Origin of the sequence: uncultured Lawsonella sp. (assembly GCF_947252745.1) — a bacterium.
Lineage (GTDB): Bacteria > Actinomycetota > Actinomycetes > Mycobacteriales > Mycobacteriaceae > Lawsonella.
In genome coordinates this window covers 51,571-75,504 of record NZ_CAMXWW010000007.1, presented here as the reverse complement: position 1 = coordinate 75,504, position 23,934 = coordinate 51,571, and the positions used below count along the sequence as shown (strand labels likewise).

The 23,934-nt window shown below is 58.3% G+C and carries 22 protein-coding genes, 1 tRNA gene and 1 pseudogene; 6 read left to right on the top strand and 18 right to left on the bottom strand.

The window, feature by feature from the left end; all coding sequences use genetic code 11:
• Positions 1–27 precede the first annotated feature (27 nt).
• The 8 genes from Q0X28_RS07185 to rsmI all read right to left on the bottom strand — a co-directional run bounded on the left by Q0X28_RS07185 (position 28) and on the right by rsmI (position 10,189).
• Positions 28–1,494: an MFS transporter gene (locus Q0X28_RS07185; RefSeq protein WP_298577269.1), complete on the bottom strand. Its 1,467-nt coding sequence runs from the start codon at positions 1,492–1,494 to the stop codon at positions 28–30.
• Entirely contained in the window at positions 1,491–3,335 is a 1,845-nt protein-coding gene (locus Q0X28_RS07180) for an ABC-F family ATP-binding cassette domain-containing protein (RefSeq protein ID WP_296237632.1), read from the bottom strand. Before Q0X28_RS07180 ends, Q0X28_RS07185 begins: the two co-directional genes overlap by 4 nt.
• A 1-nt stretch (position 3,336) precedes the next feature.
• The gene (locus tag Q0X28_RS07175; RefSeq protein WP_296237634.1) at positions 3,337–4,272 is read right to left on the bottom strand and encodes a 4-(cytidine 5'-diphospho)-2-C-methyl-D-erythritol kinase; all 936 of its coding nucleotides are present in this window, start codon (positions 4,270–4,272) and stop codon (positions 3,337–3,339) included.
• Between the two features lie 38 nt (positions 4,273–4,310).
• Entirely contained in the window at positions 4,311–5,204 is an 894-nt protein-coding gene (gene rsmA / locus Q0X28_RS07170) for a 16S rRNA (adenine(1518)-N(6)/adenine(1519)-N(6))-dimethyltransferase RsmA (RefSeq protein ID WP_296237636.1), read from the bottom strand.
• A 12-nt stretch (positions 5,205–5,216) separates the two neighbouring features.
• Positions 5,217–6,362 carry a resuscitation-promoting factor gene (locus Q0X28_RS07165; protein WP_296237638.1) on the bottom strand — a complete coding sequence of 382 codons (1,146 nt, stop codon included), beginning with the start codon at positions 6,360–6,362 and terminating at the stop codon, positions 5,217–5,219.
• Positions 6,363–6,534: 172 nt separating this feature from the next.
• Positions 6,535–7,380 (bottom strand): TatD family hydrolase, encoded by an 846-nt coding sequence (locus Q0X28_RS07160; protein WP_296237640.1) that lies wholly within the window; start codon positions 7,378–7,380, stop codon positions 6,535–6,537.
• A gap of 8 nt (positions 7,381–7,388) precedes the next feature.
• Positions 7,389–9,245, bottom strand: a complete 1,857-nt coding sequence (gene metG / locus Q0X28_RS07155; protein WP_296237642.1) for a methionine--tRNA ligase — start codon at positions 9,243–9,245, stop codon at positions 7,389–7,391.
• 62 nt (positions 9,246–9,307) lie between these two features.
• Positions 9,308–10,189: a 16S rRNA (cytidine(1402)-2'-O)-methyltransferase gene (gene rsmI, locus Q0X28_RS07150; protein WP_296237644.1), complete on the bottom strand. Its 882-nt coding sequence runs from the start codon at positions 10,187–10,189 to the stop codon at positions 9,308–9,310.
• A 143-nt stretch (positions 10,190–10,332) separates the two neighbouring features.
• On the opposite strand from rsmI, the gene Q0X28_RS07145 reads away from it, so the two are divergent.
• Both Q0X28_RS07145 and Q0X28_RS07140 read left to right on the top strand, forming a co-directional pair.
• A complete protein-coding gene (locus tag Q0X28_RS07145) occupies positions 10,333–11,994 on the top strand; it encodes a dolichyl-phosphate-mannose--protein mannosyltransferase (protein WP_296237646.1) in 1,662 nt (553 codons plus the stop codon).
• A 77-nt stretch (positions 11,995–12,071) separates the two neighbouring features.
• On the top strand, positions 12,072–12,869 hold the full coding sequence (locus Q0X28_RS07140; protein ID WP_298577264.1) for a MerR family transcriptional regulator: 798 nt from the start codon (positions 12,072–12,074) through the stop codon (positions 12,867–12,869).
• Between the two features lie 78 nt (positions 12,870–12,947).
• Here Q0X28_RS07140 and Q0X28_RS07135 read toward each other — a convergent pair whose 3' ends face one another.
• The 6 genes from Q0X28_RS07135 to Q0X28_RS07110 form a co-directional block, all read right to left on the bottom strand.
• Positions 12,948–13,382 (bottom strand): DoxX family protein, encoded by a 435-nt coding sequence (locus tag Q0X28_RS07135; RefSeq protein WP_296237651.1) that lies wholly within the window; start codon positions 13,380–13,382, stop codon positions 12,948–12,950.
• 299 nt (positions 13,383–13,681) lie between these two features.
• Positions 13,682–13,754: transfer RNA gene (locus Q0X28_RS07130), tRNA-Ala, on the bottom strand.
• A 45-nt stretch (positions 13,755–13,799) separates the two neighbouring features.
• Positions 13,800–15,536, bottom strand: a complete 1,737-nt coding sequence (gene glpR / locus Q0X28_RS07125; protein ID WP_296237653.1) for a gephyrin-like molybdotransferase receptor GlpR — start codon at positions 15,534–15,536, stop codon at positions 13,800–13,802.
• Between the two features lie 276 nt (positions 15,537–15,812).
• A complete protein-coding gene (locus Q0X28_RS07120; RefSeq protein WP_298577262.1) occupies positions 15,813–16,517 on the bottom strand; it encodes a GNAT family N-acetyltransferase in 705 nt (234 codons plus the stop codon).
• Positions 16,456–17,706: a gephyrin-like molybdotransferase Glp gene (glp, locus tag Q0X28_RS07115; RefSeq protein ID WP_296237656.1), complete on the bottom strand. Its 1,251-nt coding sequence runs from the start codon at positions 17,704–17,706 to the stop codon at positions 16,456–16,458. Before glp ends, Q0X28_RS07120 begins: the two co-directional genes overlap by 62 nt.
• Positions 17,707–17,773: 67 nt before the next feature.
• The gene (locus Q0X28_RS07110) at positions 17,774–18,694 is read right to left on the bottom strand and encodes a UTP--glucose-1-phosphate uridylyltransferase (protein WP_296237679.1); all 921 of its coding nucleotides are present in this window, start codon (positions 18,692–18,694) and stop codon (positions 17,774–17,776) included.
• A gap of 160 nt (positions 18,695–18,854) precedes the next feature.
• Between Q0X28_RS07110 and Q0X28_RS07105 the strand changes: the two genes are divergently transcribed.
• Together Q0X28_RS07105 and Q0X28_RS07100 are read left to right on the top strand one after the other, a co-directional pair.
• Positions 18,855–19,475, top strand: coding sequence for a 5-formyltetrahydrofolate cyclo-ligase (locus Q0X28_RS07105; RefSeq protein WP_298577259.1), 621 nt, complete (start codon positions 18,855–18,857; stop codon positions 19,473–19,475).
• Positions 19,476–19,483: 8 nt separating this feature from the next.
• A pseudogene (locus Q0X28_RS07100) lies at positions 19,484–19,672 on the top strand (FmdB family zinc ribbon protein); the annotation flags it as partial.
• Here Q0X28_RS07100 and Q0X28_RS07095 read toward each other — a convergent pair.
• Positions 19,668–20,855 (bottom strand): glycosyltransferase 87 family protein, encoded by a 1,188-nt coding sequence (locus Q0X28_RS07095; RefSeq protein WP_298577285.1) that lies wholly within the window; start codon positions 20,853–20,855, stop codon positions 19,668–19,670. The pseudogene Q0X28_RS07100 and the gene Q0X28_RS07095 sit on opposite strands and share 5 nt — an antisense overlap.
• Positions 20,856–20,937: 82 nt before the next feature.
• On the opposite strand from Q0X28_RS07095, the gene Q0X28_RS07090 reads away from it, so the two are divergent.
• Positions 20,938–21,072: a hypothetical protein gene (locus tag Q0X28_RS07090; RefSeq protein WP_296237684.1), complete on the top strand. Its 135-nt coding sequence runs from the start codon at positions 20,938–20,940 to the stop codon at positions 21,070–21,072.
• 54 nt (positions 21,073–21,126) lie between these two features.
• Positions 21,127–21,915: an SAF domain-containing protein gene (locus Q0X28_RS07085; protein WP_298577257.1), complete on the top strand. Its 789-nt coding sequence runs from the start codon at positions 21,127–21,129 to the stop codon at positions 21,913–21,915.
• Between the two features lie 11 nt (positions 21,916–21,926).
• Here Q0X28_RS07085 and Q0X28_RS07080 read toward each other — a convergent pair whose 3' ends face one another.
• From Q0X28_RS07080 to Q0X28_RS07070, 3 genes are all read right to left on the bottom strand, one after another.
• Positions 21,927–22,163: a hypothetical protein gene (locus Q0X28_RS07080; protein WP_296237688.1), complete on the bottom strand. Its 237-nt coding sequence runs from the start codon at positions 22,161–22,163 to the stop codon at positions 21,927–21,929.
• Positions 22,163–22,624, bottom strand: coding sequence for a molybdenum cofactor biosynthesis protein B (locus Q0X28_RS07075; protein ID WP_296237748.1), 462 nt, complete (start codon positions 22,622–22,624; stop codon positions 22,163–22,165). The genes Q0X28_RS07080 and Q0X28_RS07075 overlap by 1 nt, the downstream gene beginning before the upstream one ends.
• Positions 22,625–22,685: 61 nt before the next feature.
• Entirely contained in the window at positions 22,686–23,879 is a 1,194-nt protein-coding gene (locus tag Q0X28_RS07070) for a trypsin-like peptidase domain-containing protein (protein WP_298577255.1), read from the bottom strand.
• Between the last annotated feature and the right edge of the window lie 55 nt (positions 23,880–23,934).

Below are 23,934 nucleotides of genomic sequence, written 5' to 3'. Positions count from 1 at the left end.
GCTGGCGCACAAGTTCTCGTTAGCAGTTTACTCCGTGGAGTTGCTGGAAACCGCGCTGGTCTCCGATGCTGGCGTGGTCAACTCACCCACATTTGTGCGGGCTGCTGCAACGATACCGAACACACTGTAGAGAAAGGGAACCGCTGTGAAGGCCAAGATGGCATGCAGCATACTGCCGCCCACTAGAGCTCCGAAGAGAACGCCTCCCAAAGCCAATGAGGTGGATGTGCCGAGCTGTTCCGCCATAGAGAGGGAGGACGAATTGTTCCCGATCTTCCCAGGTTGGGACAGCGCCAGCACCATCACCCCGGCCAACGGGTAAGCAATGCCAATACCAAAACCTGCGATACCCCAGCCGATAACTGCAATGGCGAGGGGAATACTGGCCGAGGCGAGTGTCAGGGTGGCGAGGATACCTACTGTGCCGCACGCCATCCCAAACGTCAGCACCCTGGTGCGGTTGAGATTGTCGGGGAGTCTCGCCTGCAGGAAGGAAGCAATACCCCAGGTGACGGATCCCGACGCAACGAGGAGACCAGATTGGGTGGGGCTCAGCCCGCGGAACGATTGACCCATCAGCGGAATGTAGGATTCCATCGCGAAGTAACTGCCGGCTAAGAAAAGGCGAGAGGCTACCACTGCGGGAAGTCCTTCTCCGAGCGTGAGGGTGTGCGGTGGCACCAGTCGGCGAGCCGCCACTACAAGCACCACCATGATCGCGATGACACTGATGACGACCAGGGCCAGTTTGCCCTCCTGGACAAGTTCCCCGGCCGGTTGTAGAGCTCCGATACAGACGGCGATGATGAGGGCGCGGATGGCTCTTCCTCGCCATTCGCTGGCGGTGAGGTTCTGCTCTGCAGCTCCCCCATGGGAACGCATCCCGATCAGCGTGATGATAGTGGCGATGAGGAAAATAGGGGCGACTCCCCAGAACGCCCAACGCCAACCCACCGAGTCGACAAGCAGACCAGCTACTGCCGGACCTAACAAGGCTGGCAGAATCCACGCCACCGCGTTCAAGGAGAACATACGAGCGTGGAGATGCTGGGGCAGTTCCCAGCCGATAATCACATAGGCACTCACATTGACGAGTCCCACGCCGAGCCCCTGAATGGCCCGTCCCAGCAGGAACAATGCCATCGTGTGGGCGAAACCTGCGGTGAGGAGGCCCGTCATCATGGAGAGTGCTCCCACAATGATGGGGCCGCGGGGTCCTTTCTGGTCTGACCACGGTCCCGCCAGCAAAATTCCCACAATAGAGCAGGCGACGGTAATGGCAATTGCGGAAGAGTAGGAGCTCATAGCGTTCAACTCGTGGGCCACGGTCGGCATCACGACCACGACAGCGACTACTTCAAACCCGGCTGCCACCATGTACAGGACGAGTCCGGGGACGAGCCATTTGAAATGTCCGGTGAACAGACCGACAGACTTCTCCCCCGGACCTGTGCGATGAGAGTTCGTCGCTTCTGCCCTGGTCGGTTCTGTCATTCGAGAGTTTCCGCTTTCTCCAGCCACTCCATCTCCACTTCGCTAATCTCATCGAGAACGGCTTTGAGGGTGCGATCAAGCTCAGATAGGTGTTGGGTATCCACAGGCGTAGCACTTGCTGCTGCCGCCAACTTATCGTGCAACGCCTTCTCGTTATTGCGCAATTTTTGCAGTGTGCGCTCTAAGCGACCGAGTTCCTTTTTGACAGCTCGTTCCTCCGCTGAACCGCGCACCAAACCGCCAGCAGTGAGCTGTGCGATCTGTGAGGTACTGGCATCCGCAGCCTCCGCGCCAAGTTGTGCCGCCTGCTGATGGGTAGCGTCCTTCGCGAGGGTAGCTCGCGTCTCCAGATACTGTTCAATTCCGCGGGGGAGGTTCGTCAATTTCCCATCTCCGAACAGCGCCCAGGTGGAGTCACAGATCCGCTCAATGAGGTAGCGGTCGTGGGAGACGACGACAAGGGTCCCCGCCCATTGATCGAGCAGGTCTTCCAATTGTTGCAGCGAATCGATATCGAGGTCGTTTGTGGGCTCGTCGAGCAGCAAAACGTTCGGCTCATCCATGAGAATGCGAGTGAGCTGTAGACGGCGACGCTCTCCACCGGAGAGGTCCTTGACGGGAGTGCGTTGTCGGGCAGGGCGGAACCCCAGGCGTTCGAGCAGTTGAGAGGCAGTGAGCTCGTTTTTGCCGATGGTGACACGCCCCGCCACATCTTCGACTGATTGCAGAACAGTGCGGTCGGTGGGTAGATCGTCAAGCTCCTGCTTAAGCCACCCGATGTGCACAGTAGGTCCCTGCACCCGTTTTCCACCAGCGAGAGGGTAGTCTCCAGCAAGCGCACGAAGTAGCGTCGTCTTGCCGGAACCATTGACTCCCACCAGGCCAATGCGTTCGCCCGGCGCCAGCATCCAGTTGAGGTGATCAATAAGGACATCCCCTGCAGCGCTCACAAGCTGACCATCGAAGATATCGATAACCGTCTTCCCCAAGCGTTTGGAGGAGAATTTCAACAGCTCAGCGCTGTTTCGAGGTTCGGGAACATCGGCGATGAGTGCTTCCGCGGCTTCGATACGGTAGCGCGGTTTGGACGTGCGGGCAGGGGCGCCGCGGCGCAGCCATGCCAGCTCCTTCCGCATGAGATTTTGGCGACGCTGTTCTGCGGCGGCGGCTTGGCGGGCCCGTTCTGCCCGCGCGAAAACCCAGTCGTTATAGCCACCGTCATACATGTCGACCTGTCCGTCATGAACTTCCCAGGTACGAGTGGCGATGGTGTCCAAGAACCAGCGGTCGTGGGTGACGACCACAACTGCGCAGTGACGCGAGAGAAGATGATCGGCCAACCATTGCACACCTTCTACATCAAGGTGGTTGGTTGGCTCATCAAGAATAATGAGATCGAGTTCCTGGACGAGGGCTGCGGCCAAAGCTACCCGGCGTTTTTCTCCGCCGGACAGGTTATCGACCGAGGTATTCAATCCGAGGTTGCCGATACCTAGTCCGGCCATTGTGCTGCGAATGCGCGCATCGGAGGCCCATTCGTAGGAATCCAAGCCCATTCCTGACAGGATGGACTCCCCCACTGTCGCTCCGGGGGGCAGCGGTGAGCGCTGGGTGACGACGGCGAAGCGTAGATCACTGCGTCGGGATACCCGGCCGCTATCGGGTTGTTGGAGGCCAGTGAGCACTTCAAGTAGCGTCGTTTTTCCTCCCCCATTCAGGCCGACGATGCCGATGCGGTCGGTTTCGCTAATACCTAGTGACACGTGGTCAAGAAGCGGTTTTAGGCCATAACTGAGGGACACGTCCTCACAGTTAATGAGGTTGAGGGGGACAGTGGGCACGCTAGTTTGCCTGTTCTTCTAGAGAAACTCCGGGGACAGGCCCGGAAGCAGTACGGACAGCTCGGCAGACCCCTGCACCAGCGAGTTCAGCGGAAACCGCCAGCGCGCTATCGGCATCTTCGCAGAGAAAAGCGCAGGTGGGGCCAGAGCCAGAGACCAGACCAGCCAATGCACCCGCATCTTTCCCCGCGCGCAGCGTATACCGCAAATCGGGGTAAAGACTGAGAGCTGCAGCTTGTAGGTCATTCCCGAGATAGTCGGCGATGGCATGGAGATCTCCCCCTGCCAATGCCTGGAGAAGAGCGTCGGGTGAACCAATGGAGGTAGGGATTCCCTCCGCTCGATTGCGCCCAACCAGCCGGTCATATTCTCGGAATACCGCCGGTGTGGACAGCCCCTCTTTGGCTATCGCCAATACCCAGTGAAGGGTGGTACGGTGCAGAATCGGCAGGAGCTTTTCACCTCGCCCGGTGCCGATAGCGCTTCCGCCCATCATGCAGAAGGGTACGTCGGAGCCTAATTCCAGGGCCATGTCGAGGAGGGTTTGCCGTTCCAACCCCGCGTGGAAGTACTCGTTACAGGCGATGAGGGCAGCGGCACCATCAGCGGAGCCACCTGCCATTCCGCCAGCGACAGGAATGTTCTTGTCGATGTGCAAGGAAACGGCAGGGTACGCACCGCACGCTTCAGCGACCAACTCTGCAGCTTTCCACACCAGGTTGGTGCGGTCGATAGGAACACGGTCTGCGCCTTCACCCGATACCGTCACTTGCAAATGGTCGGAAGTGGAAACGGTGACCGTATCCCGCAGGGAAAGTGCACAAAAGACCGTGGTGAGCTCGTGATATCCGTCGTCACGCAGGTCCGCAACCCCCAGGTGCAGGTTGACCTTACCGGGGGCTGAAGCGGCGACAGGGGGCTTTACGACGGTGAGCACACCCATAGACTACTACGTGGGGTGTGAAAACAGAGGTTCTACTGAAGCCCCGCGTGCTGTGCGAGGCGAACATAGTCTGCCGTCGTGAGGCGCTCTCCCCGCAGCGTCGGATCGATTCCAGCTGCCGATAATGCAGCTGCTGCCGCTTCTCCACTGCCTGCCCAGTTCTTCAGGGCAGCTCGGAGAGTTTTGCGACGTTGCGCGAAAGCGGCATCGGTCACCGCCCACACGGCATCGTGGAGGGACTCATCATAGGGGTCCCAGGGGGCGTTCTCGGGGGTAAAGGCACTGATGCGCACCAGCCCAGAGTCAACGTTAGGGGCAGGCCAGAATACGGTGCGGCCAATGGCACCCGCGCGGGCAACGTCCCCATAGAAACCAGCCTTCACGCTAGGCACCCCATAGATGCGGCTACCGGGTTCAGCGGCCAGCCGGTCGGCAACTTCTGCCTGGACCATCACCAAGGTTGTTCGCAGGGAAGGCAAGATCTCCAGCATGTGGAGGAGGACGGGGACGGCCACATTGTAAGGAAGGTTCGCCACCAGTGCGGTGGGAGCTGGATGCCCAACAGCGAGAATCTCTTCCGCAGTCACATGCATCGCATCTTTCGTGATGACGCGGAGCGAGGAATCCGGTGCATGCACAGCAAAGGTGGTGGGCAGCTTTGCTGCGAGAGTGGGGTCAATCTCGACAGCTGTCACCTGCGCGCCCGCCTCGGCTAGGGCGAGGGTGAGTGATCCCAGCCCCGGACCGATTTCGAGAACTGTGTCCCCAGGTGCCAGGTGGGCTGCGGAAACGATACGCCGCACAGTATTGGGGTCGATGACAAAGTTTTGACCCAGCGTCTTGGTGGGACGGATGCCGAGTTCATCGGCGAGGGTGCGGATCTCTGGGGCCGTCAAGAGGCTGACGTGGGAGGTGGATGACGTCATGGGTGATGTCTCCTAGCGCAGACCCATACTGGAGGTACACGCAGGCCAGGCGCCCCACCCCTGCGAGGCTTGTACACGTTTCGCGACGGCGATCTGTTCTTCACGAGTTGCCAGGTCAGCGCGGGAGGCGTAGGCACGACCACCGTGTGCCTCCCAGGTTCCCTGAGTGAACTGAAGGCCTCCGAAGAAGCCGTTACCAGTGTTAACTGCCCAGTTACCACCCGCTTCACACTGCGCGAGGCGGTCCCACACCGCATCTATCGGCTGCGATCCAACTTTGACGGTGGATTTGCCAGGTTTAACCGCAACCACTCGTTTGATGAGGATGCGTTTGACGATCCGACCTTTCTTATCAAACACCAGGCGTTCCGTAAGGACGGCCCGACCGGGCTTTCCGCGTTTCACAATAGTGCGGATGCCGGCCAACTGGCTGGGGTCTTTGAGGATCTTCTCGAAGGGTTTGAGCCTGATAACACGGTCTTTCACCATGTCGCCATGCCGCACAACTTTGATCTTCATATTGGGAAGAAGATCCGCATCTGGGCCGGGGGTGACGTCATCTGTCGACCGGAGAGGAGTTCCCAACTTTGCGAGAGCATCTCGCACTGTGAAGGCGCCAACGCGAATCCGAACCGGTTTCTTGCCGAAATCGGTCAGCCAGACGGTGCGGGGTGTGATGGCTTCAATACTGAGGCCATTCGTGGGGATGCGTTTGTCTGGTGCCACGTTAATCCCGTAGCTGGGGCGTACTGCTTTTACCTCTTTGAGCGCCTCTGCGACGGTGTAGGCGGTGGTGGTGATGGAGACTCGCTCAACTTTGGCACGCTTCCCAAAACCAGAGTGAATTTCTACGGTGAAGGGACGTTTCTGCTGGTAGGTGATGGTGGCGTTAGCGCTCAGCTGGGTGTCTGGGGAGGGCTCGACGTGATCGTCTGCAGACACCTGGTAGCCGAGGGAGTCGAGGACTTCTCCCACTGTTTGACTGTAGGTACCGACCTGCTTTTTCTCACCATCGACAACGAGGGTGACAGTGCGGTGGTAGACCATGCTAATGCCTGCCGTAACAGTGACTGCCACCAGCGCAACGGCAAGCAGAATGCGCCAGGCCGGATGGATGCGGCGGGGCGTATCTGTCTTCTGCTGAGCTTCTTCAGCCACGGGCGGGTCTCCTCGGAGGTGTCAGTGCTGTGGTGATCGCACTGGTTGTCTCGTCTGTGGTAGCGGGTTGCTGGTCTCCACACGTTCTGCACGATGTCTGGGGGCGCAGGAGGGTGCCGACACCCCGCTTGGTAACGATAATGTAACGTTACCAGTAGTGCGAGGTCAGATACTACTTCTCCGGAAAAGGAATTCCGTAAACACGACACGCGTTGCGCGTCGTCAACTCCGCAAACTCCGCGGGGGTCAGACTTGTCACTTCCGCTAGTCGGTAGGCAGTGTATGCCACATACTGTGGCTCATTTTTGGCGCCCCGGAACGGTTCTGGAGTGAGGTACGGCGCATCAGTTTCGACCATTATGCGATCGCGCGGGAAGATCCGTACCACCTCCCGCAACTCCTCATTCGCCTTGAACGTGGTGGAGCCTCCGAAAGTAGCATAAAAACCACGGTCAATGCACTGATGTGCCATCTCCAGGCCGCTGGAAAAACAGTGAATAATGGTCTTCTCGGGAGCACCCGCCTCATCAATAATGCGGATGAGGTCCTCATCGGCATCGCGAGCATGAATCATCAGCGGCTTATCGATCTCTTTCGCGAGGTCAATGTGCCACCGGAAAAGCTCCTCCTGCTGCTCCTGTGTCGCGGTATTCTCTGGGTCATGGTGGAGCCAGTAATAATCAAGGCCGCACTCCCCCACTGCTACGACGCGGGGATGCCTCACCAATTCCGCTAGCCTTTCCCGGCCAGCATCATCAATTTCGTGGGCATCCATTGGGTGCTGTGCCAAAGCAGCCCACACCCGGCGATCTGTCTCTGCCGCCATCAGAGCGGCCTCGAGCTGGCGAATATGGCACCCCACCGTCACCACTGCGGCTACCCCCACTGCTTCCGCCCGATCCATCACGGCGTGGACACCATCTGGATCATTCCCACCACACGAATCCAGGTGAGTGTGGCCATCGATGAGGGGGAAGAGTGGTTCTGCTGGAACCGGTTCGCGACGTTTCTTACCCATTCACGCTCCTAGTGCTGGACGGGCGCCCACTCCGGGCCGGTCTCACCCAATTCCGGATCCAGCTTTTGGAAGATCGGCTGCGGCTTGGACAGCAATGTACCGGGGGTAATGTCATGACGCTGCCACGATGCCAGCTCGCTGGCGTAGTCGCCCATAATGACCGGATATTCGCGCCCCGGCGCGGGTACACCGGCTCCCACCGGCGCCACCGGCATGTCGTCCACAACCTCATGGATCTCCGGCTGAGCAGCCCACACACCGTCACCACCCAGCTGCTCAAAGATCTTCTGCGAGGCATTCGGCATGAAGGGCGTCATAAGTGTGTTGGCATCCTGCACCGCTTGCAGAGCCGTGTGGAGAACAGTTGCGAGACGGTCCTCCGCCTCCGCGGCAGCAGCTCCTCCAGCCTTAACTTCTTTGGCAATCTTCCACGGTTCCTGGGCCGCAATGTAGCGGTTCGCGTCCGCAACATAGCGCATCGCCTCCGTGATACCAGCCTTGAAGTGGGAACGCGCTAGGTTGGCGCCCACCATCTGGAATGCCTCGTCAGCACGCCGGCGCAGTTCCATATCAGCCTCAGTCAAAGTACCTGGGGTGGGAATCTGCCCAAAATTCTTGTGTGCCATAGAGACTGTGCGGTTCACCAAGTTGCCCCACTCATTAGCGAGCTCGCTATTGGTACGCCGTACATACTCGTCCCAGGTGAAGTCGGTGTCCTGGTTTTCAGGGCCGGCCACTGCGATGAAGTAGCGCAAGGCATCCGGACCATATTCTTTGAGGAAGTCCTTAACGTAGATCACTACGCCACGGGACGAGGAGAACTTCGACCCGGACATCGTTAGGTATTCGGAGGAGACAACCTCGGTGGGGAGGTTGAGCTCACCAAGCATGCCACGGTCTCCACCCTTGCCGCCCTGCCCGTTGTAGGCGAGTAGTTCAGCTGGCCAGATCTGGCTGTGGAAGGTGATGTTGTCTTTCCCCATGAAGTAGTAGCTAAGCGCCTCCGGGTTATTCCACCACTTGCGCCAAGCGTCTGGATCCCCGATCCGGTAGGCCCATTCGATGGAGGCAGACAGATAACCCACCACGGCATCGAACCACACGTAGAGGCGCTTATCGTTGCGTTCCTGCCACCCCTCGACGGGGATAGGAATACCCCAGTCGATATCGCGGCTCATCGCCCGCGGTTTGATGTCATCAAGAAGGTTGAGGGAGAACTTCAACACATTGGGACGCCAGTCTTTTCGCTCGCGCAGCCAGTTCCCCAGCGCGTCAGCAAGGGCGGGAAGGTCAAGGAACCAATGTTCAGTTTCCACGAACTTCGGAGTCTCACCGTTGATCTTCGACACCGGGTTAATGAGGTCTGCCGGATCGAGCTGATTACCGCAGTTGTCGCACTGGTCGCCGCGAGCTCCGTCGTAACCGCAAATGGGGCAGGTGCCCTCAATGTAGCGGTCGGGCAGAGTACGCCCGGTGGAAGGGCTGATGGCGCCGGTAGTCTTCTTCGTCACCAAGTAGCCATTCTTCGCAACATTGCGGAACATCTCCTGCACGACGGCGTAGTGGTTACGCGTGGTGGTCCGCGTAAACAGATCGTAGGAGAGTCCCAAACCGGCTAGGTCGTTCACAATAACGCGGTTGTAGCGGTCGGCAAGATCGTGGACGTTCATGCCTTCTTTATCCGCCTGCACCAGCAGCGGAGTGCCGTGTTCATCGGTGCCGGACACCATCAAAACATCGTTTCCCACCATGCGCTGGTAGCGAGAGAAGACGTCTGAGGGGACGCCGAATCCGGATACGTGACCAATATGGCGCGGTCCGTTGGCGTACGGCCAGGCAACAGCGGTAAGAACAGGCGTAGTCATGAGTCCCATTCTAGGCAGTGAGCGGCGCTAAAGCCTAGTTAGCCCGGGGAGTTCGTGCCCTCTCAGGCTTCCTCGCGAGCAGCCACAACCGCCTGGTAGAGGTCACGCTTACGACGCCCATGGCTCTTCGCCACGGCACCGCAAGCGTCATTGAGGCGAATTCCCTCTGCGACGAGTTCTTCCACCTGTCGAATCAGGGTTGCATCGCTGATGTCATCCTCAACAGGACTCCCCGGAGCCACCACCACGGTTATCTCCCCACGCACCCCCGCCCGCGCCCAATCCGCCAGTTCCGTGAGGGTACCGCGACGGCATTCTTCATAGGTTTTTGTGAGTTCTCGGCATACCGCTGCCGGCCGATCTCCCAGCACCTCTGCCCCCAGTGCGAGCGTATCGGCCAGCCGGTGGGGGGATTCGAAAAAGATGACGGTGCGGGGTTCCGTTTTGAGGCTCTCCCACCAGGCGCGTTGGGGGCCAGCTTTGCGGGGGAGGAACCCGTCAAAGGCGAATCTATCAGTCCCGATACCGGAGAGTGCCAGGGCAGTCAGTGGGGCACTCGCCCCCGGTAGACACGTCACGGGGATACCCTCCGCAACGGCAAGTGACACCACCCGATAGCCGGGATCAGACACGGTAGGCATACCCGCATCGGATACCACCAATACCGTCAGCCCCTGCTGGAGAAACTCAATGAGTTGGGGGGCTCGATCCCGCTCGTTGTGGTCGTAGTGGGAGAGCACTCGTCCACTGATCGTCACATTGAGGTCGCGTGCCAGTTGGTAGGTTCGACGTGTATCCTCCGCCGCCACCACATCTGCTGTCGCCAACGCCGCTCTGAGCCGCGGGGTGGCGTCCCCCAGGTTTCCTAGTGGGGTAGCCCCCAGAATGAGCGTGCCTGCAGGTGCGACAGGGGAAAAAGTATTCTCACTAGGTGGGGTTGTCATCGATGTGCCGTTCAGTCGTGTTAGTACTGCGTGCGGTGTGCCGCGGCGGTGCTTACCTCCCCAGTGTAACGCGACAGCGAGACGTCACCGGGTATGGGCGCTCCTTGCCATCAGGAATGGGAGAGGTTCGGTAGGATCGAACCGTGGCTACCTCCGCAGCGAAACGTCTCCCAAGTGGGGCTTCCTCTACGCGTGTCTACTACGCACGCCATCAAGTAGGTATGCGGATACCACGCGCCACTCCCCCGGCCAGCGCCACCGCCCCCCGCGTACTCTGGCCTACTCCGGTGCGCGCCACCGACACCCTCCGCGGCTGGATTGTCACAGCTGTGCTCGCTGTCATTGCAGCACTTACTCGCTTTATGGGTTTGGGGGCATTATCCGACAAAGGTACCCCCATCTTCGATGAGAAGCATTATGTGCCACAAGCCTGGCAGATGCTGCACAACCATGCTATGGAGTTCAACCCTGGCTACGGGCTGGTTGTTCACCCGCCGCTCGGTAAACAGCTCATTGCTCTTTCCGAGGCAGTGTTCGGCTACAGCCCGTGGGGTTGGCGCTTCAGCGGCGCTATTGCGGGCGTCCTCTGTGTCATCCTCATTGTGCGGATTGGACGGCGGCTCGCTGGCTCAACCTATGTGGGTGCCCTGGCAGGCACGCTACTGATCTGTGATGGCATGTTCACCGTAGTCTCGCGAACCGGGCTGCTTGACATCTTTCTCATCATGTTTGTCCTGGCAGCACTGCTCTGCCTACTGCTTGATCGTGACCAGATGGAAGACCGGATGTGGGCAACCTTGCGGGCGGGAACAACTTTTACCAGCGAGTTCGGCCCACGCTGGGGATTCCGCTGGTGGCGCTTCACAGCGGGCGTCTTTCTTGGCCTCGCCATGGCGGTCAAGTGGTCCGGCCTCTACTTTGTGGCAGTATTCGGTGTCTTGAGCGTCATGTGGGATGTTGCCTTGCGCCGCCGCTACCATGTCTCCCGCCCCTGGGTGGGAACACTTCGCCGCGATACTTTCCCCGCTATTGCTTCGCTTGCGATCCTCCCCATTGGCCTGTACTTCGCCAGCTGGTGGGGGTGGCTCCGCGCCGAAAATGCGGTCTACCGCCATGCGGGTATTTCGGATGCCGGGTGGTCCACCTTCGTCCCCCGCTCCCTGCAATCGCTCTGGTACTACCACCAGCAGATGTTCGAGTTTCACTCGAGCCTTACGAATTCCCACGGCTACCATCACCCTTGGGAATCCAAACCATGGCAGTGGATCGCCAATATTCGCCCCCTGCTCTACTACTACGAGTCAGGTGTCGAACCGACGAGCGGCACCCATAGTTGTGGACCAGACGGCTGCGTCCAGGCCGTTTTCCTGCTGGGCACCTCCCTCATCTGGTGGGCGGGAATTATCATGCTGCTCTGGGCACTCTATCGTGTCATTACCCGACATGACCCCCGCTATGTCGTCGTTCTCTGCGGCTACCTAGCTGCATGGGTCCCCTGGCTGCTGAACTGGGACCGGCAGATGTACTTCTTCTACGCCTCATCGCTCCTCCCCTTTATGTGCTTGGGGCTCGCTCTCATGTTGTCAGAGCTCGACGGCTGGGTACCAGAAACCCCTTCTCCAGAGGCAAAACCCTGGCGTCACAAGTGGGCTGCCTGGGGGCAAAGCGTACTGCTTGGCCGTGTGGTCGTGTGTGTCTTCATGGGACTGGTCATCGCCAACTACGTGTGGATTCTGCCCATTCTGTACGGAGTTCCCATCAGCCCCGATCTGTGGAGGCTCCAGCACTGGCTACCGACCTGGTGAGACTGCTGACGAAATACTACAAGATGTTCTTCCCTGCCGCTTGACCCTAACGCCGCGTCATCGCACAGAATAAAACCATGAACAGCACAGAAGAACACCTCTATACAGTTAGCCAAGTTGCGGAAATCTTTCACGTCTCAGTACGCACCCTCCGCTACTGGGAGGAAATTGGTCTGCTCACACCAGCGCGGAATACCTTTTCTAACTACCGTCTCTACGGCACAGCAGAATGCACACGCATAGAGCAGATCCTGATCTACCAGGCTACCGGTATGAAACTTGCCGAGATCAAGGATCTTTTAAAGACTCCTGCTTCAAGAAAAAGATGCCTGCAACAGCAGCGACGACTTCTACTTGAACGAAAATCACAAGTTGATGGCATGATCCAAGCACTAGACACACTTTTGGAAGATGAAATGAATGAACAAAAACTCACGCCTGAAGAAATAGGTGAGATTCTGGGCACTACCCACTTTGCTGATTATCAAGCAGAAGCCGAAGAAAAATACGGTGCTACTGAAGAGTGGCTCATCAGCCAGCAGCGTACCAACGGCTGGAGCACATCTGATTGGCAAGAACAGAAAAAACGATTTGAGACTATAGACGCCAATTTAGTCCGTGCCGTCCAGAAAGGGCTGCCACCCACAAGCCAAGAAGCACAAGCCCTAGTTGAGGAACATCGAAAAGTACTTAGTAAGTTTTTCCCTGTCAGTCCGACAATTCACTATCTCATCTCACGTAGCTATGTAGCAGACGAAAGATTCCGACAATACTATGAAAGTCAACAGGAAGGACTGGCTCAGTGGCTAGCCGACGCCATCGCTAGCAACGCCGCAGCCTACGGTGTGGACCTCACGAATTTAGAATGGGGGTAAACCGTACGGCGTCCCCATCAGCCCCGATCTGTGGAGGCTCCAACACCCGGCTACCAACCTGGTAGCCGGGTGGCTCCGTTAGTTCTGGGTAACGGCCTGTTCCGCACGCGTATTGAGAACAGCGTCAGTGGACACCCGGCCCGCCCCCAGCACCATTAATGCCAGCAGCGACACCACCACCAAACACGTCATTTGCGCACTTGAAGTGGTGAGGTCGTAGTGGCCGCCCGTCATCAGGAAGTAGCCGTAGCCAGCTTCCGCGACCGCTCCGATAATGGCGAAAAGTGGGGTGAGGAACCCCAACAGAATACCGACTGCACAGAGCACTAACGCGAGTCCCAAGACCACTGTGAACGGGTATGCATTCGTCATCCCCCATTTTTCGAGCACGCGGGAGCTTTCCTTCACTCCATGCCCAAAGAAAATCTGGTAGCTCTGAGCACCGACGACCAGTGCGAGGGTAAGCCTAAGGAGAAGAAGCACAAGATCGTGCAGCCATGGGCGATTGAGCATGCTTCTATACTAGTGACCTACTGGCCTCTGACCTAGCTCACTCTACCGCCGAGCGTAGGAGGCTACCCGCTTTTTCCGCCGCCCTCCACGTGTACCGGGCTGCCACCTGGTTTGAGCCCAATTCCAGCCCGGTTTGTGCCAAATGCGTGCCACATTGTTTGTTCAATACACAAAAGACAGAATTCAAAGTCGGCATTCGCAGCGTATTGCAGAGTGCACAGCATATGCTGAAAGAATGCTCCTACCAGTACAAATAAAGAAAATCCCAGGCCAGTAACGACCTGGGATTTTCTACATTGTGGAGCTAAGGGGAATCGAACCCCTGACCTTCTCGATGCGAACGAGACGCGCTACCAACTGCGCTATAGCCCCAGACCTCCACCACTGTACCAGCGCGGGAGGGAAGGTTAGAAATCACTAGCCGACATCCCGGTAGCCACCGCGGCGGGAGAGGTCGAAGCGGACGACATTGTCTGCTGCCTCACGCGCGTCCCAATAGTCGACGCTGCGGCCGCCGGAGTAATCGCCCACGGTATAGGGGTCGTCATACTGGTAGGCTGCCTCTGCGTCGTCGTACGTGTACTCCGGTTCGCGGTGGGCAGTGGCGTCGGGGTAGCGGGAGGCATTAATACGCACGCGGCCGAAACGATCCCGCAAGTAGCCGCCGTCATCATAGGAGAGCTCTTCCGCGTGGGTCGTCATGTACTCCTCCATGAAGGGACGAGTCTCCAGATGGTCAAAGAGGGGGTCTCCGTCATCCACGTCAACCAGTGAATACTGGCCGTGGAAACTTGGGGCGGCAGTTTCTTCTTCCTCTCGGTGGCCATATTTTGCCCGCTGTGCCCGTGCCCGGCGCATCTGGGCGAGGCGCCGCTGCCGGAGTTCCTTCTCCAGCCGGACTTGGCTACGGAGTGCGGCCAGGTAGAACGCGATAACACCACACCATGCTGCGGGGGCGATCCACACTAGACCACCCAGCACCGCTGCTGCCGCGATCATCGGGATAAGGAGAACGGCGAGTACGAGGAAGATAACTCGGCGCCGCTTGTAGCGCTTTTGCGCTGCGGCTTCCGCTGCCACGGGGTCATATCCGCCACGGCCGCGTCGGCGTTCTGCCTCTGCGATATCGTCAGCTGTCAGGGTGAGCTGTGGGGCTGGCTCGGGGATGTTGCGGTCCTTCTTGGTGAAGCCGGAAATCTTGGCGGCGAGAGTACCGCTGAGACGCGAAACAGGGGATGTGTCGGCCGCAGCAGAGTCGACGTCATCAGTGTTATCGGCTGCAAATTCTGTCTCGGCAATGTCGACGTCGAGGTCGTCTTCGCGTTCGTCTACGTGGTCGTCGATCGTATCGTCTGCATCGTCCCCGGTGTCCATGAGCTCTTCGGCGTCCGGGACATCCTCGATGGCTGTGTTGTCCGCAAGGGTCACGTCCTCTTCTGCATCGACGTCAACAGGATCAACGGTCTCTACGTTTTCAGACTCTGCCTGTGCCTCGACTTCTTCAGTATCACGAAGGGTATCGATGCCGGCATTGATATCCGCAGTGAGATCAGTTTTCTCCGTGTCTGTGCTCTCCGCCTCGACTGTCACTGTTGTCTCAGCGTCGGGGGCGATTTCGGCGTCCATCACGCGGGCGGTCTCGATTTCGGCCTCATAGTTGTCGAGACTTTCCTGCAGAAGTTCAGGGGTGATGATGATTTCCTCGGTAGGCGCGTCCGATATGACTGCGCGCGCGGCCGGGCCGAAGATATCGTCGGCGAAGGGCAGTGTCGCTTGGATTACCTCAGGGGAGGTCTTGGCTGCCATCGTGCTGGTCCTTTCGGAGGACTCCACAGTGTCGTTGGTTGTGGTGTTTTCGGCAGAGATTACGGCAGCGTCGACCGTTAGCCGCTTAGCGTGCTTCCGGGCGCTGCGCCGACGTGTTTTCTCTTCGGGTACAGGAGTCTCCGCTGTTGCAGTCTCGTCATCGTCGATCGGGCGGGGGAAGATGTGCCGACGGGGTTTGAGCTGTTGGCCGTCACCGCGGTGGAGGACACGAGTTGCGGAAAAGGCGGCGGAAGTGCGACGAATTGGCTCTTTGGTGTTAACTACCATCGGTAGCAGTACCAAGAGCCATACGACTACCAGCAGAATAATAAGAAGTGAGCTGGACACTGTTTCGTCACCTACTCCACATGTGTCTTGACGTTGGAGGTGCACCTCAGCAGAAGAAGGTGGTCTTTTGCCGAGTATCGAGAAAATTCACTGTATTTCTAGGCTAACCAGCATTTTTGCGCTTTCATTTGCGACACACCGGAGAGCCCATCATTAGCACAACGTTTCACTAATTGACTTAGTTCCCACCAGTAACATTGGTTTCTCTAGTACCTTTTGTTACAACATTGGGGCGGGCAACCACCCGCCAACGCCTCCGCACTAAAACCCACAACGCTAGAGGCGCTGCGCTTTCCCCGCCGCCACAAGACGGCCAACTGCCCCCTGCGGCAACTCCTCCGCCGTCGCCGCCCACAGCTCATGAGTTAAATACCGACCCTTAATGCGCAAATACCGCTGCAACACGCCCTCCTGACGCATCCCCACCTTCCCCAGCACACAACGGCTCGCCGCATTATCAGGATGCACCGTCGCCTGCACGCGATGAAGCCGCATCACGTCAAAGGCATAATCCATCGCCAACGCCGCAGCCGCCGTCGCCACCCCACCACCCGTCATACGACTATCCACCCAATAGCCCACAGTCACACCGCGCACCGCGCCATACTCCACATTATTGAGCAACACTTGCCCCGCAATCTGGCCATTGAGCACGATGACGAAAGGAACCATCACCCCCACGCGGCGCCCCTCCATCAACCACCGGTACGTATCCCGCCACTGCTGCGCCGGGGGACGTTCCTTCCAGTAGAGCGGATCCTCAGGATCAGGTTCCCACTCAGCAATTTCCCGCTGCGAACGAGCACGCGACGACATCACCGCAGTTCCATCAGACCATCGCGGTAACCGCAAATACACTTCGCCCGCGGAGACGCGAAGACGTTCCGTAAGGAGCTCTTCTTCCTCACCACTCCAGAATCTAGCGACGTTGCGCCAGGAACAGCACGTCCACTTCTTCACCAGTTCGAACCTCTGTGACATCCGGGGGGACAACAATGAGCGCATTAGCCTCAGAGAGAGATGCCAGCAGATGGGAGGTTGACGGGTTCGCACCAGCCAGCGCCTGCACCAAATACTCACCCGTCGCCTCATCCCGCATGAGCTGCGCACGCAAGTACCCAGCGCGCCCCTTCATTGAGGTCACCGGCGTAATAGTACGAGCCCGGATAATACGACGAAGAGGATGCCGCTTCCCCAGCGCGATACGAATCATAGGGCGCACCATTAGCTCAAACACCAACAAAGCCGATACCGCATTAGACGGCACAAGGAAGGTCGGAATCTGGTCTGCACCTAGCAACCCGAAACCCTGTACAGAGCCCGGATGCATCGCCACCCGCTCAACTTCCACTTCACCCAAATCAGTCAACACATTGCGAACATGCTCCGAGGCAATACCGCCTACAGCGCCAGCAATAATGACAATCTCCGAACGCAACAGCTGCGTCTCCACCAACTCACGGAACGCGCGCGGCTCAGTAGAGACGATGCCCACCCGGTGTACCTCCGCACCGGCGTCCAAGGCAGCAGCTGTCAATGCATAGGACGCCACGTCGTACACCTGGCCCTGCCCAGGCGTACGATCCAGATCCACCAGCTCATTACCAACACTGATGATGGCCACCCGGGGGCGCGGATGCACAAGCACCTTGTCCCGACCTACCGCAGCTAATAGACCCACCTGGGCAGGACCCACAATCGTGCCAGCATGGACAGCAATGTCGCCGGGAGTCACATCATCGCCCACCCGGCGAACAAAATCCCCCGGATTCACCCGTCGATTAATAGTGACTCGGGTTTCGCCGTTATCTGTCCAGGCCAGCGGCACTACCGCATCAGCCAACGCAGGCATGGCAGCACCGGTAAAGACACGGACGGTTTGGTCCGGTTGGAGGCGAGTATGCAAACGCGACCCTGCTGTCACGTCACCCACCACCGGAAGTACAACGCTGGAGCCTTGTGAATCCCCCGCCGCCGGGGCACGCTTCACATCCACCGCACGGACAGCAAAACCGTCGATCGCCGCCTGGTCAAAACCCGGTAGCGGCATCGTGGTTTCAACTTCCTCGGCACACATCAGGCCGAGAGCATCTTGAATGGATACCCGAACTGGATTAGGGGCAACCGCGGACGCAGTGACCAGCGCTTGCTGCTCCTCTACGGAACGCATTCATGTCCTCCCGAAAACAGAAAGTGATGACAGGGACGGGAAAGTGCAGGAAACACCCGGCGAAGGACTAATTGTCCTTCTCTCGGAGACGCTCCTCCAACCACTCACGGAGATCAGGACCGTAGCTCTCATCCCGCAATGCGAAATCCACGGAGGCACGGATGTAACCGCCTGGATTACCCAGATCATGGCGCGTACCACGATGCACCACAATGTGTGTCGGCAGCCCCTCTGCAGCGCACTGTGCAATAGCATCTGTCAGCTGCAATTCTCCGCCGGCACCAGGCGTAATGGTGCGCAACGCATCAAAAATAGAGCGGTCCAGGATATACCGACCGACTGCCGCATAGTGGGAGGGAGCATCCTCGGGAGCAGGCTTCTCTACCATCCCTTTAACACGCATGACGTGTCCCTCGTCGGATTCGTCACCAGTCGACTCGACATCGAAAACGCCGTAGCTGGAGATGTCGTCACCAGGCACTTCATAGGCACACAGCACAGTGCCACCGAAACGCTCACGCACTTCCGCCATTTGTTCCAGAACACCGATTGGAGTTACCAGATCATCGGGCAGCAGAACCGCAATGCAGTCCTCGTCCTCATGCAAGTGTGCTTCAGCCAGACTCACCGCGTGGCCCAAACCCAGCGGCTTTTCTTGCAGTGCGGACTCCACCTCGATGAGACCAGGGGCACGCCGCACCTTATGCAGCATGACATTCTTGCCCTTCTTTTCCAGCTCATCCTCCAACATAGGATCAGTGTTGAAGTAGGTCATCACGCCAGTCTTGCGGTCCGAGGTGATAATGACGAGACGATCAGCGCCAGCATCGGAGGCCTCTTCCGCGATGAGTTCGATACTGGGGGTGGAGACGACTGGGAGTAGTTCTTTCGGCACCGTCTTCGTGACGGGGAGGAATCGGGTGCCCAAGCCAGCGGCGGGGATTACAGCCGTGGAGAACACGCCACCACGCGTTTCATTAGTAGACATGGTTCTAGCCTAGTGGCATAAAGTGAGAAGAACCGTAAAAACACTGGGATTTGCTGAGGTGTGCCGCAAAACTCGCACCCGCAAGTCTGCCTCAACCAGTAGGTTTCTCTCAGCCAGGCACCTAACCAACTGCCTCACCCACCACAGAGGAAAAGTGATCGTGTCAAAAGCGAGCTTCCGCAGTGACGCCCGCGCCACCCGCGCCACCGCATACTCACACTGGTCAGCATCCGAACGAAAGGCTATCAGTGCCGGGCTCACCGCAACATGCCTCCGGCTCCTCTCCCTTACACAGGCCCAGCGAATTTGCGCATATGTTCCCGTCGGAGACGAACCGGGAAGCCGGGAATGGGTAGAAACATTGGCAGCACACTCTCATCAGCTCTACCTCCCCCGCAGTGAAGCAGCGGGGGAACTCACCTGGGGACCTTTCACCAGCTGGGACGAGCTTAGTGAAGGACGGTTCCACATTCCCCAACCACAAACCGTTACCCCGCATCTTCTCACCACTACCCCCGGAGTAGATCTCATTTTCCTGCCTGCTACCAGTGTGGGACGAGATGGGACCCGGATGGGGCGCGGTGCCGGCTACTATGACCGCACATTAGCAGCCATTACAGCCACTGTTGCCTCTGGTGCACTGAACCGATCCCCCGTTCTTGCCGCTGTCGTCTATAGCCATGAGCTTGGCGAGACAGTCCCAACAGAGCCGCATGATGCTCGCGTCGAATGGGCCGTCACTCCCACTGAATTGCACAATTGCGCTACTCCTAGCGCATAATTGGGAACATGCCCACCTACTCCTACGCGTGCAAAAAGTGCGGATACACGTTCGATGTCCGACAGAGCTTTAGCGATGATGCCTTGACCGTCTGCCCGCAATGTGAAGGCCCACTAAAAAAGGTGTTCAACACCGTTGGTGTGACGTTTAAAGGCAGCGGCTTCTACCGCACCGACTCTCGCAGCTCAAACCTCAACAAGAAATAGTCTGCTGGCTCGTGTAACGTGCGCGGCTGTACACCAGCACGCCCACAAACACAGCGAGCGTCATAAAAACGTAGATGCCCTGCCAGAAGAGATACGGGTAGGAGTACATCGTCACCAGCGGGGCCCCCACCAGGGGCCCCTTTTTGTGTGGCACGATCTCTGCCATCCACGTTGCGGTAGTCCCCACCACACCTGCGATGCCACACACAATCCATGCTCGTACCCAGCCGGAGTGCGCAACCCAATGGTTAACCAACGCGTCGACCATGACGAGGAGGATCGGGACAATCCACACATAGTGGTGGTTCCAGCTAAACGGTGACAGAAGGCAGGCACCCAGCCCGCCCAAGGCCATCATCAGCGTGTTATTACGCAGATAAGCGGCATACCACAAGGTCGCTAGAATGAGGATCACACCCACGAGCTCGACGGCAATCCACCAGGGTGTTGGGCCGCCTGCCATCCGGTAAACCACCGCCTGGAGAGATTGGTCCGCACGGTTGAGATAACTCCCCACACGATTGTTATGCAGCATCGAGTGCAGCCAGTACGTGTGCGAGTCCGCCGGCAACACCCAGAAACCACAAGCGATTGTCGCTGCAAAGGCCAGTACAGACGTTGCCAACGTTCTCCACCGTCGCTGAATCGCCAGCACGATGACAAAGAAGCCCGGCGTCAGTTTAATACCAGCAGCTAGCCCAATACCGATGCCGGCACCCCAATGATCTCCCTTGCGGAGAAACCCGATTGCCACCAGCAGCATCAGGATAATGTTGATCTGCCCGAAGACGAGAGTGGTACGAATAGGGTCTAGGAATACCGCGCCAACTGCCAAGCTCACTGCTAGGTAGCAGGTGTATCTATCCACTCGGTAACCGCGCTCACGCAGCACCATCCCGATAACCACCGCTAGGAGCAGCACACTGATGCCCTCCCACCAGTAGCACAGCGTCTGGAAATCTGTATCCGCGAGCCCCCAGAAGAGGATGCCGGCAAAAGGCGGATAGGTGAAAGGAAGCTGACCGATAATACCGCCGTCGTAAAGGCTATGCCCGGCGTCGAGCAAACGGCCGGCTAGCCAATAGACGCGCAGGTCGATAAAGTTGCTCCACAGCCCAATAGGCTTCTGTGTTGGGTCGATGACAGCGAAGTTGAAGACCAGAGCTCCTGCCATCAGCACGGTGCTCACCACGCACCACCAGGAGGCGTGCGGGATACGCTGACGTACCGCATGGATTTCTGAGCTGCCTGGTGCCATGGCCTTTACTGTAGTACTCGATGAGGCCTGTGAAAACGGCGGCGCTCACGCTCCTGCTGCCACCTTCTTCCTCTCCACATCTTGTCTTTTTGTGGATAGCTTCTCTGGTATCCTGTCCCTCCGGCGTTCCTAGCCTCAGCTGAGGGTACCGTTCAACTATCTCTACCGACGAGGAAAGGTTGACGCTATGCCAAGAGGATCTACCGCCGCGAGCTGGGAGTATGTCACGACGGCTTCGGCGCCACTACTGTCACCCGCGCCTAACCCGCGGTGGGAAGATCAGTATGGCACTGCCTGGCGCGACCCCTGGCCCTCCGCCACAGAGACAACTACACCGGACGATGTGGAGGATTCCACTACCGCTGCTCTGCGCACCAATCCACGAAAGGCATTCCGCGCACTGTGGTCTCGCTTAGTTCAGAAGACCACACGCCCCCAGCGCATCGTTCTCGCACTTGCTTCTACCATCCTCCTCGGTACGATTGTCGCGCTGCTTGTTCCCCACAGTGCTCCCTCCCTCACTGTGGCACAGCTCAACCACGCACTACCGAGCGGGCAGCAAGTCACTGCTGCAGACATCGATTGGGTACACGTGCCCGCGTCACTCGCCCCTGAGCATCCCATCACTTCAGCGAACCAGTTCACGGGACGCCGCGTGGTAGGAGATGTAGAACGCGGTGAGTTTCTGACCACTGCACGTCTCGGCGCCCCACGACTCCCAGACGGATGGCGCGCTCTCGGACTTCCCACCAGCGGTGCGACCTCCTGGCGCACTGGAGAGCATGTGGACGTCGTCGCTTCAACCGAAGACAGTAGCTGGGTCCTGTGCCACGATGCCATCATCCATGACACCACCGCATCGAACAGCCCAGGGGCCGGCCACTCCACGAGCGTCATCGTGGCACTTCCGGAAGAAAAAGCCTATGAGTTAGCGCAGCTCGATACGGATGCTGTGATCACGCTCTTACTGCGCTAGAACTCAGTTATCTAGTAGTCGTAGTGGGGTGGTTTCTGATCGCGGAGCCATTTTTCCCACTCTCGCCGGTCAGCTCGGCCTTCCTCCTGATCACCGCACTCATCACGGCTCAACGAGGACACTGGCTCACCGAAGATACGATTCAACGTGTCCCGGGAGGGTCGACGCCGACCGCCACTGTCGGCTGCCCGTGATGCTGGGCTATCGGAATCGGCGCTCTCCACCAGCGAACTAGTATCCTCCGACATTAGAAAATGTCCAGCGAGGAAATCTCGTTAATGACGTACCGAGCCAACGGAAGCAAGGTCGCCATGCCATCACGAACTGCTGCGCGAGAATTGGACAAATTAGCCACCAAGGTGGATCCGGAGATGCCCACCACACCACGAGATACACAAGCGTCCTGCGCCCCCGCAGATTGCCCAGAGGACCGCAGGGCCTCAGCAATGCCGGGGAGTGCCCGGTCGATAAGGGGAAGCGTTGCTTCCGGGGTGTGGTGACGGGGGCTGAGCCCTACTCCACCGACGGTTAGGAGGAGGTCGACACCGCCCACCACCCCCGTTTCAATAGCTTTGCGGATCTCGTCCTCGTCGTTGGGGACCACTACTACGCCGTCGACATAGAAGCCGTCTTCTTCGAGCAATTCGGTCACGATCTTGGCGAGTGCGCGAGATTCCTCGTTGGTGTGGTCGGTAGTGATAACTGCCAGTGCGCGTCCGGCCTCACCAGGGTTTACGTCCACTATTCCTTATCCTTTACTATCTGACCGATTAATCCAGAGATCCTACGGTTACTCCTACTGTACGCGTACCGCCGCCGCCTTGTTTCTCGACAGTCACCTTGATGACGTCACCCGGGGCCTTCGACCGCACGTACGCAACCAGACCGTCAACTGGGTCAAGTGGACGACCATCAACCTTCGTGATGACTTCGCCCGTTCGCAGGCCGGCGCGGTCAGCGGGGCTACCCGCCGTAACCTCGGCGATCAGAGAACCGAGTGGATTAGTCGAAGGCGTGACCTGCACACCGATCACAGAGTGGCTAGCCTTGCCGTCCTTGACAAGTTCCGAGGCGATGCGACGGGCTTGATTGACTGGAATGGCGAAGCCAAGTCCAATATTTCCGCCACTCACCTCACCCGTGTAAGGGTTCTCCCCACCCAGCGAGGCAATGGCGGAGTTAACGCCAATGAGGCGGCCTTCCATGTCTACCAGCGCACCACCCGAGTTACCCGGGTTAATAGCGGCGTCTGTCTGAATAGCATTCATGACAGTGTCTTGACCGCCCGGAGCACGACCACCGCGGGTGCTGGTATGGACAGGGCGGTTCAGTGCAGAAATAATGCCGGAAGTGACAGTACCAGTAAGTCCGAGAGGAGCACCGACGGCGACAACCTCCTGGCCAACGGCCAAATTCTGCGAGTTGCCCATCTCAATCGGCTGCATGTCACGCACGCCCTCAGTCTTAACGACGGCAATATCAGAGAGGACATCAATACCAACAAGCTTTGCGGCATACATTCGGTTGTTATTCGTGACGACAGCCATCTTACGAGCGTTATTCACTACGTGTGCATTGGTGAGGATGAGCCCGTCTTTAGACAGCACTACCCCCGATCCGGATCCGCCCTCATTAGAGCTGAAGGCGACCTGGATGGACACCACGGAGGGAAGTACTTTCTCTGCCACAGCCTGCACTGAACCTTCTGGCGCAGGCGGTGCCTTCACATCTTTATCAATGGGCTCTTCCAGCACATTGTCGCTGGGTACATAGCCCAGTGAAGAGCTCTTGTTATGCGCAAGGTTAGAGCCGAGGGCACCGCCCAAGGCACCCACAACAAGTGCAATTACCGCGAAGAGGACGATGAGCAATGGAAGACGACGCTTTTTCTTCTTCTCAGGCTCTGGTGGGACCATCGGGTAACCCTGGTACTGAGCTGAGGAAGGCGGCATAGAATAACTCATGCCCTAACTATCTACCGCAATCCTGGAAAAACGTATTTGGGTGGCTTGAAACTTG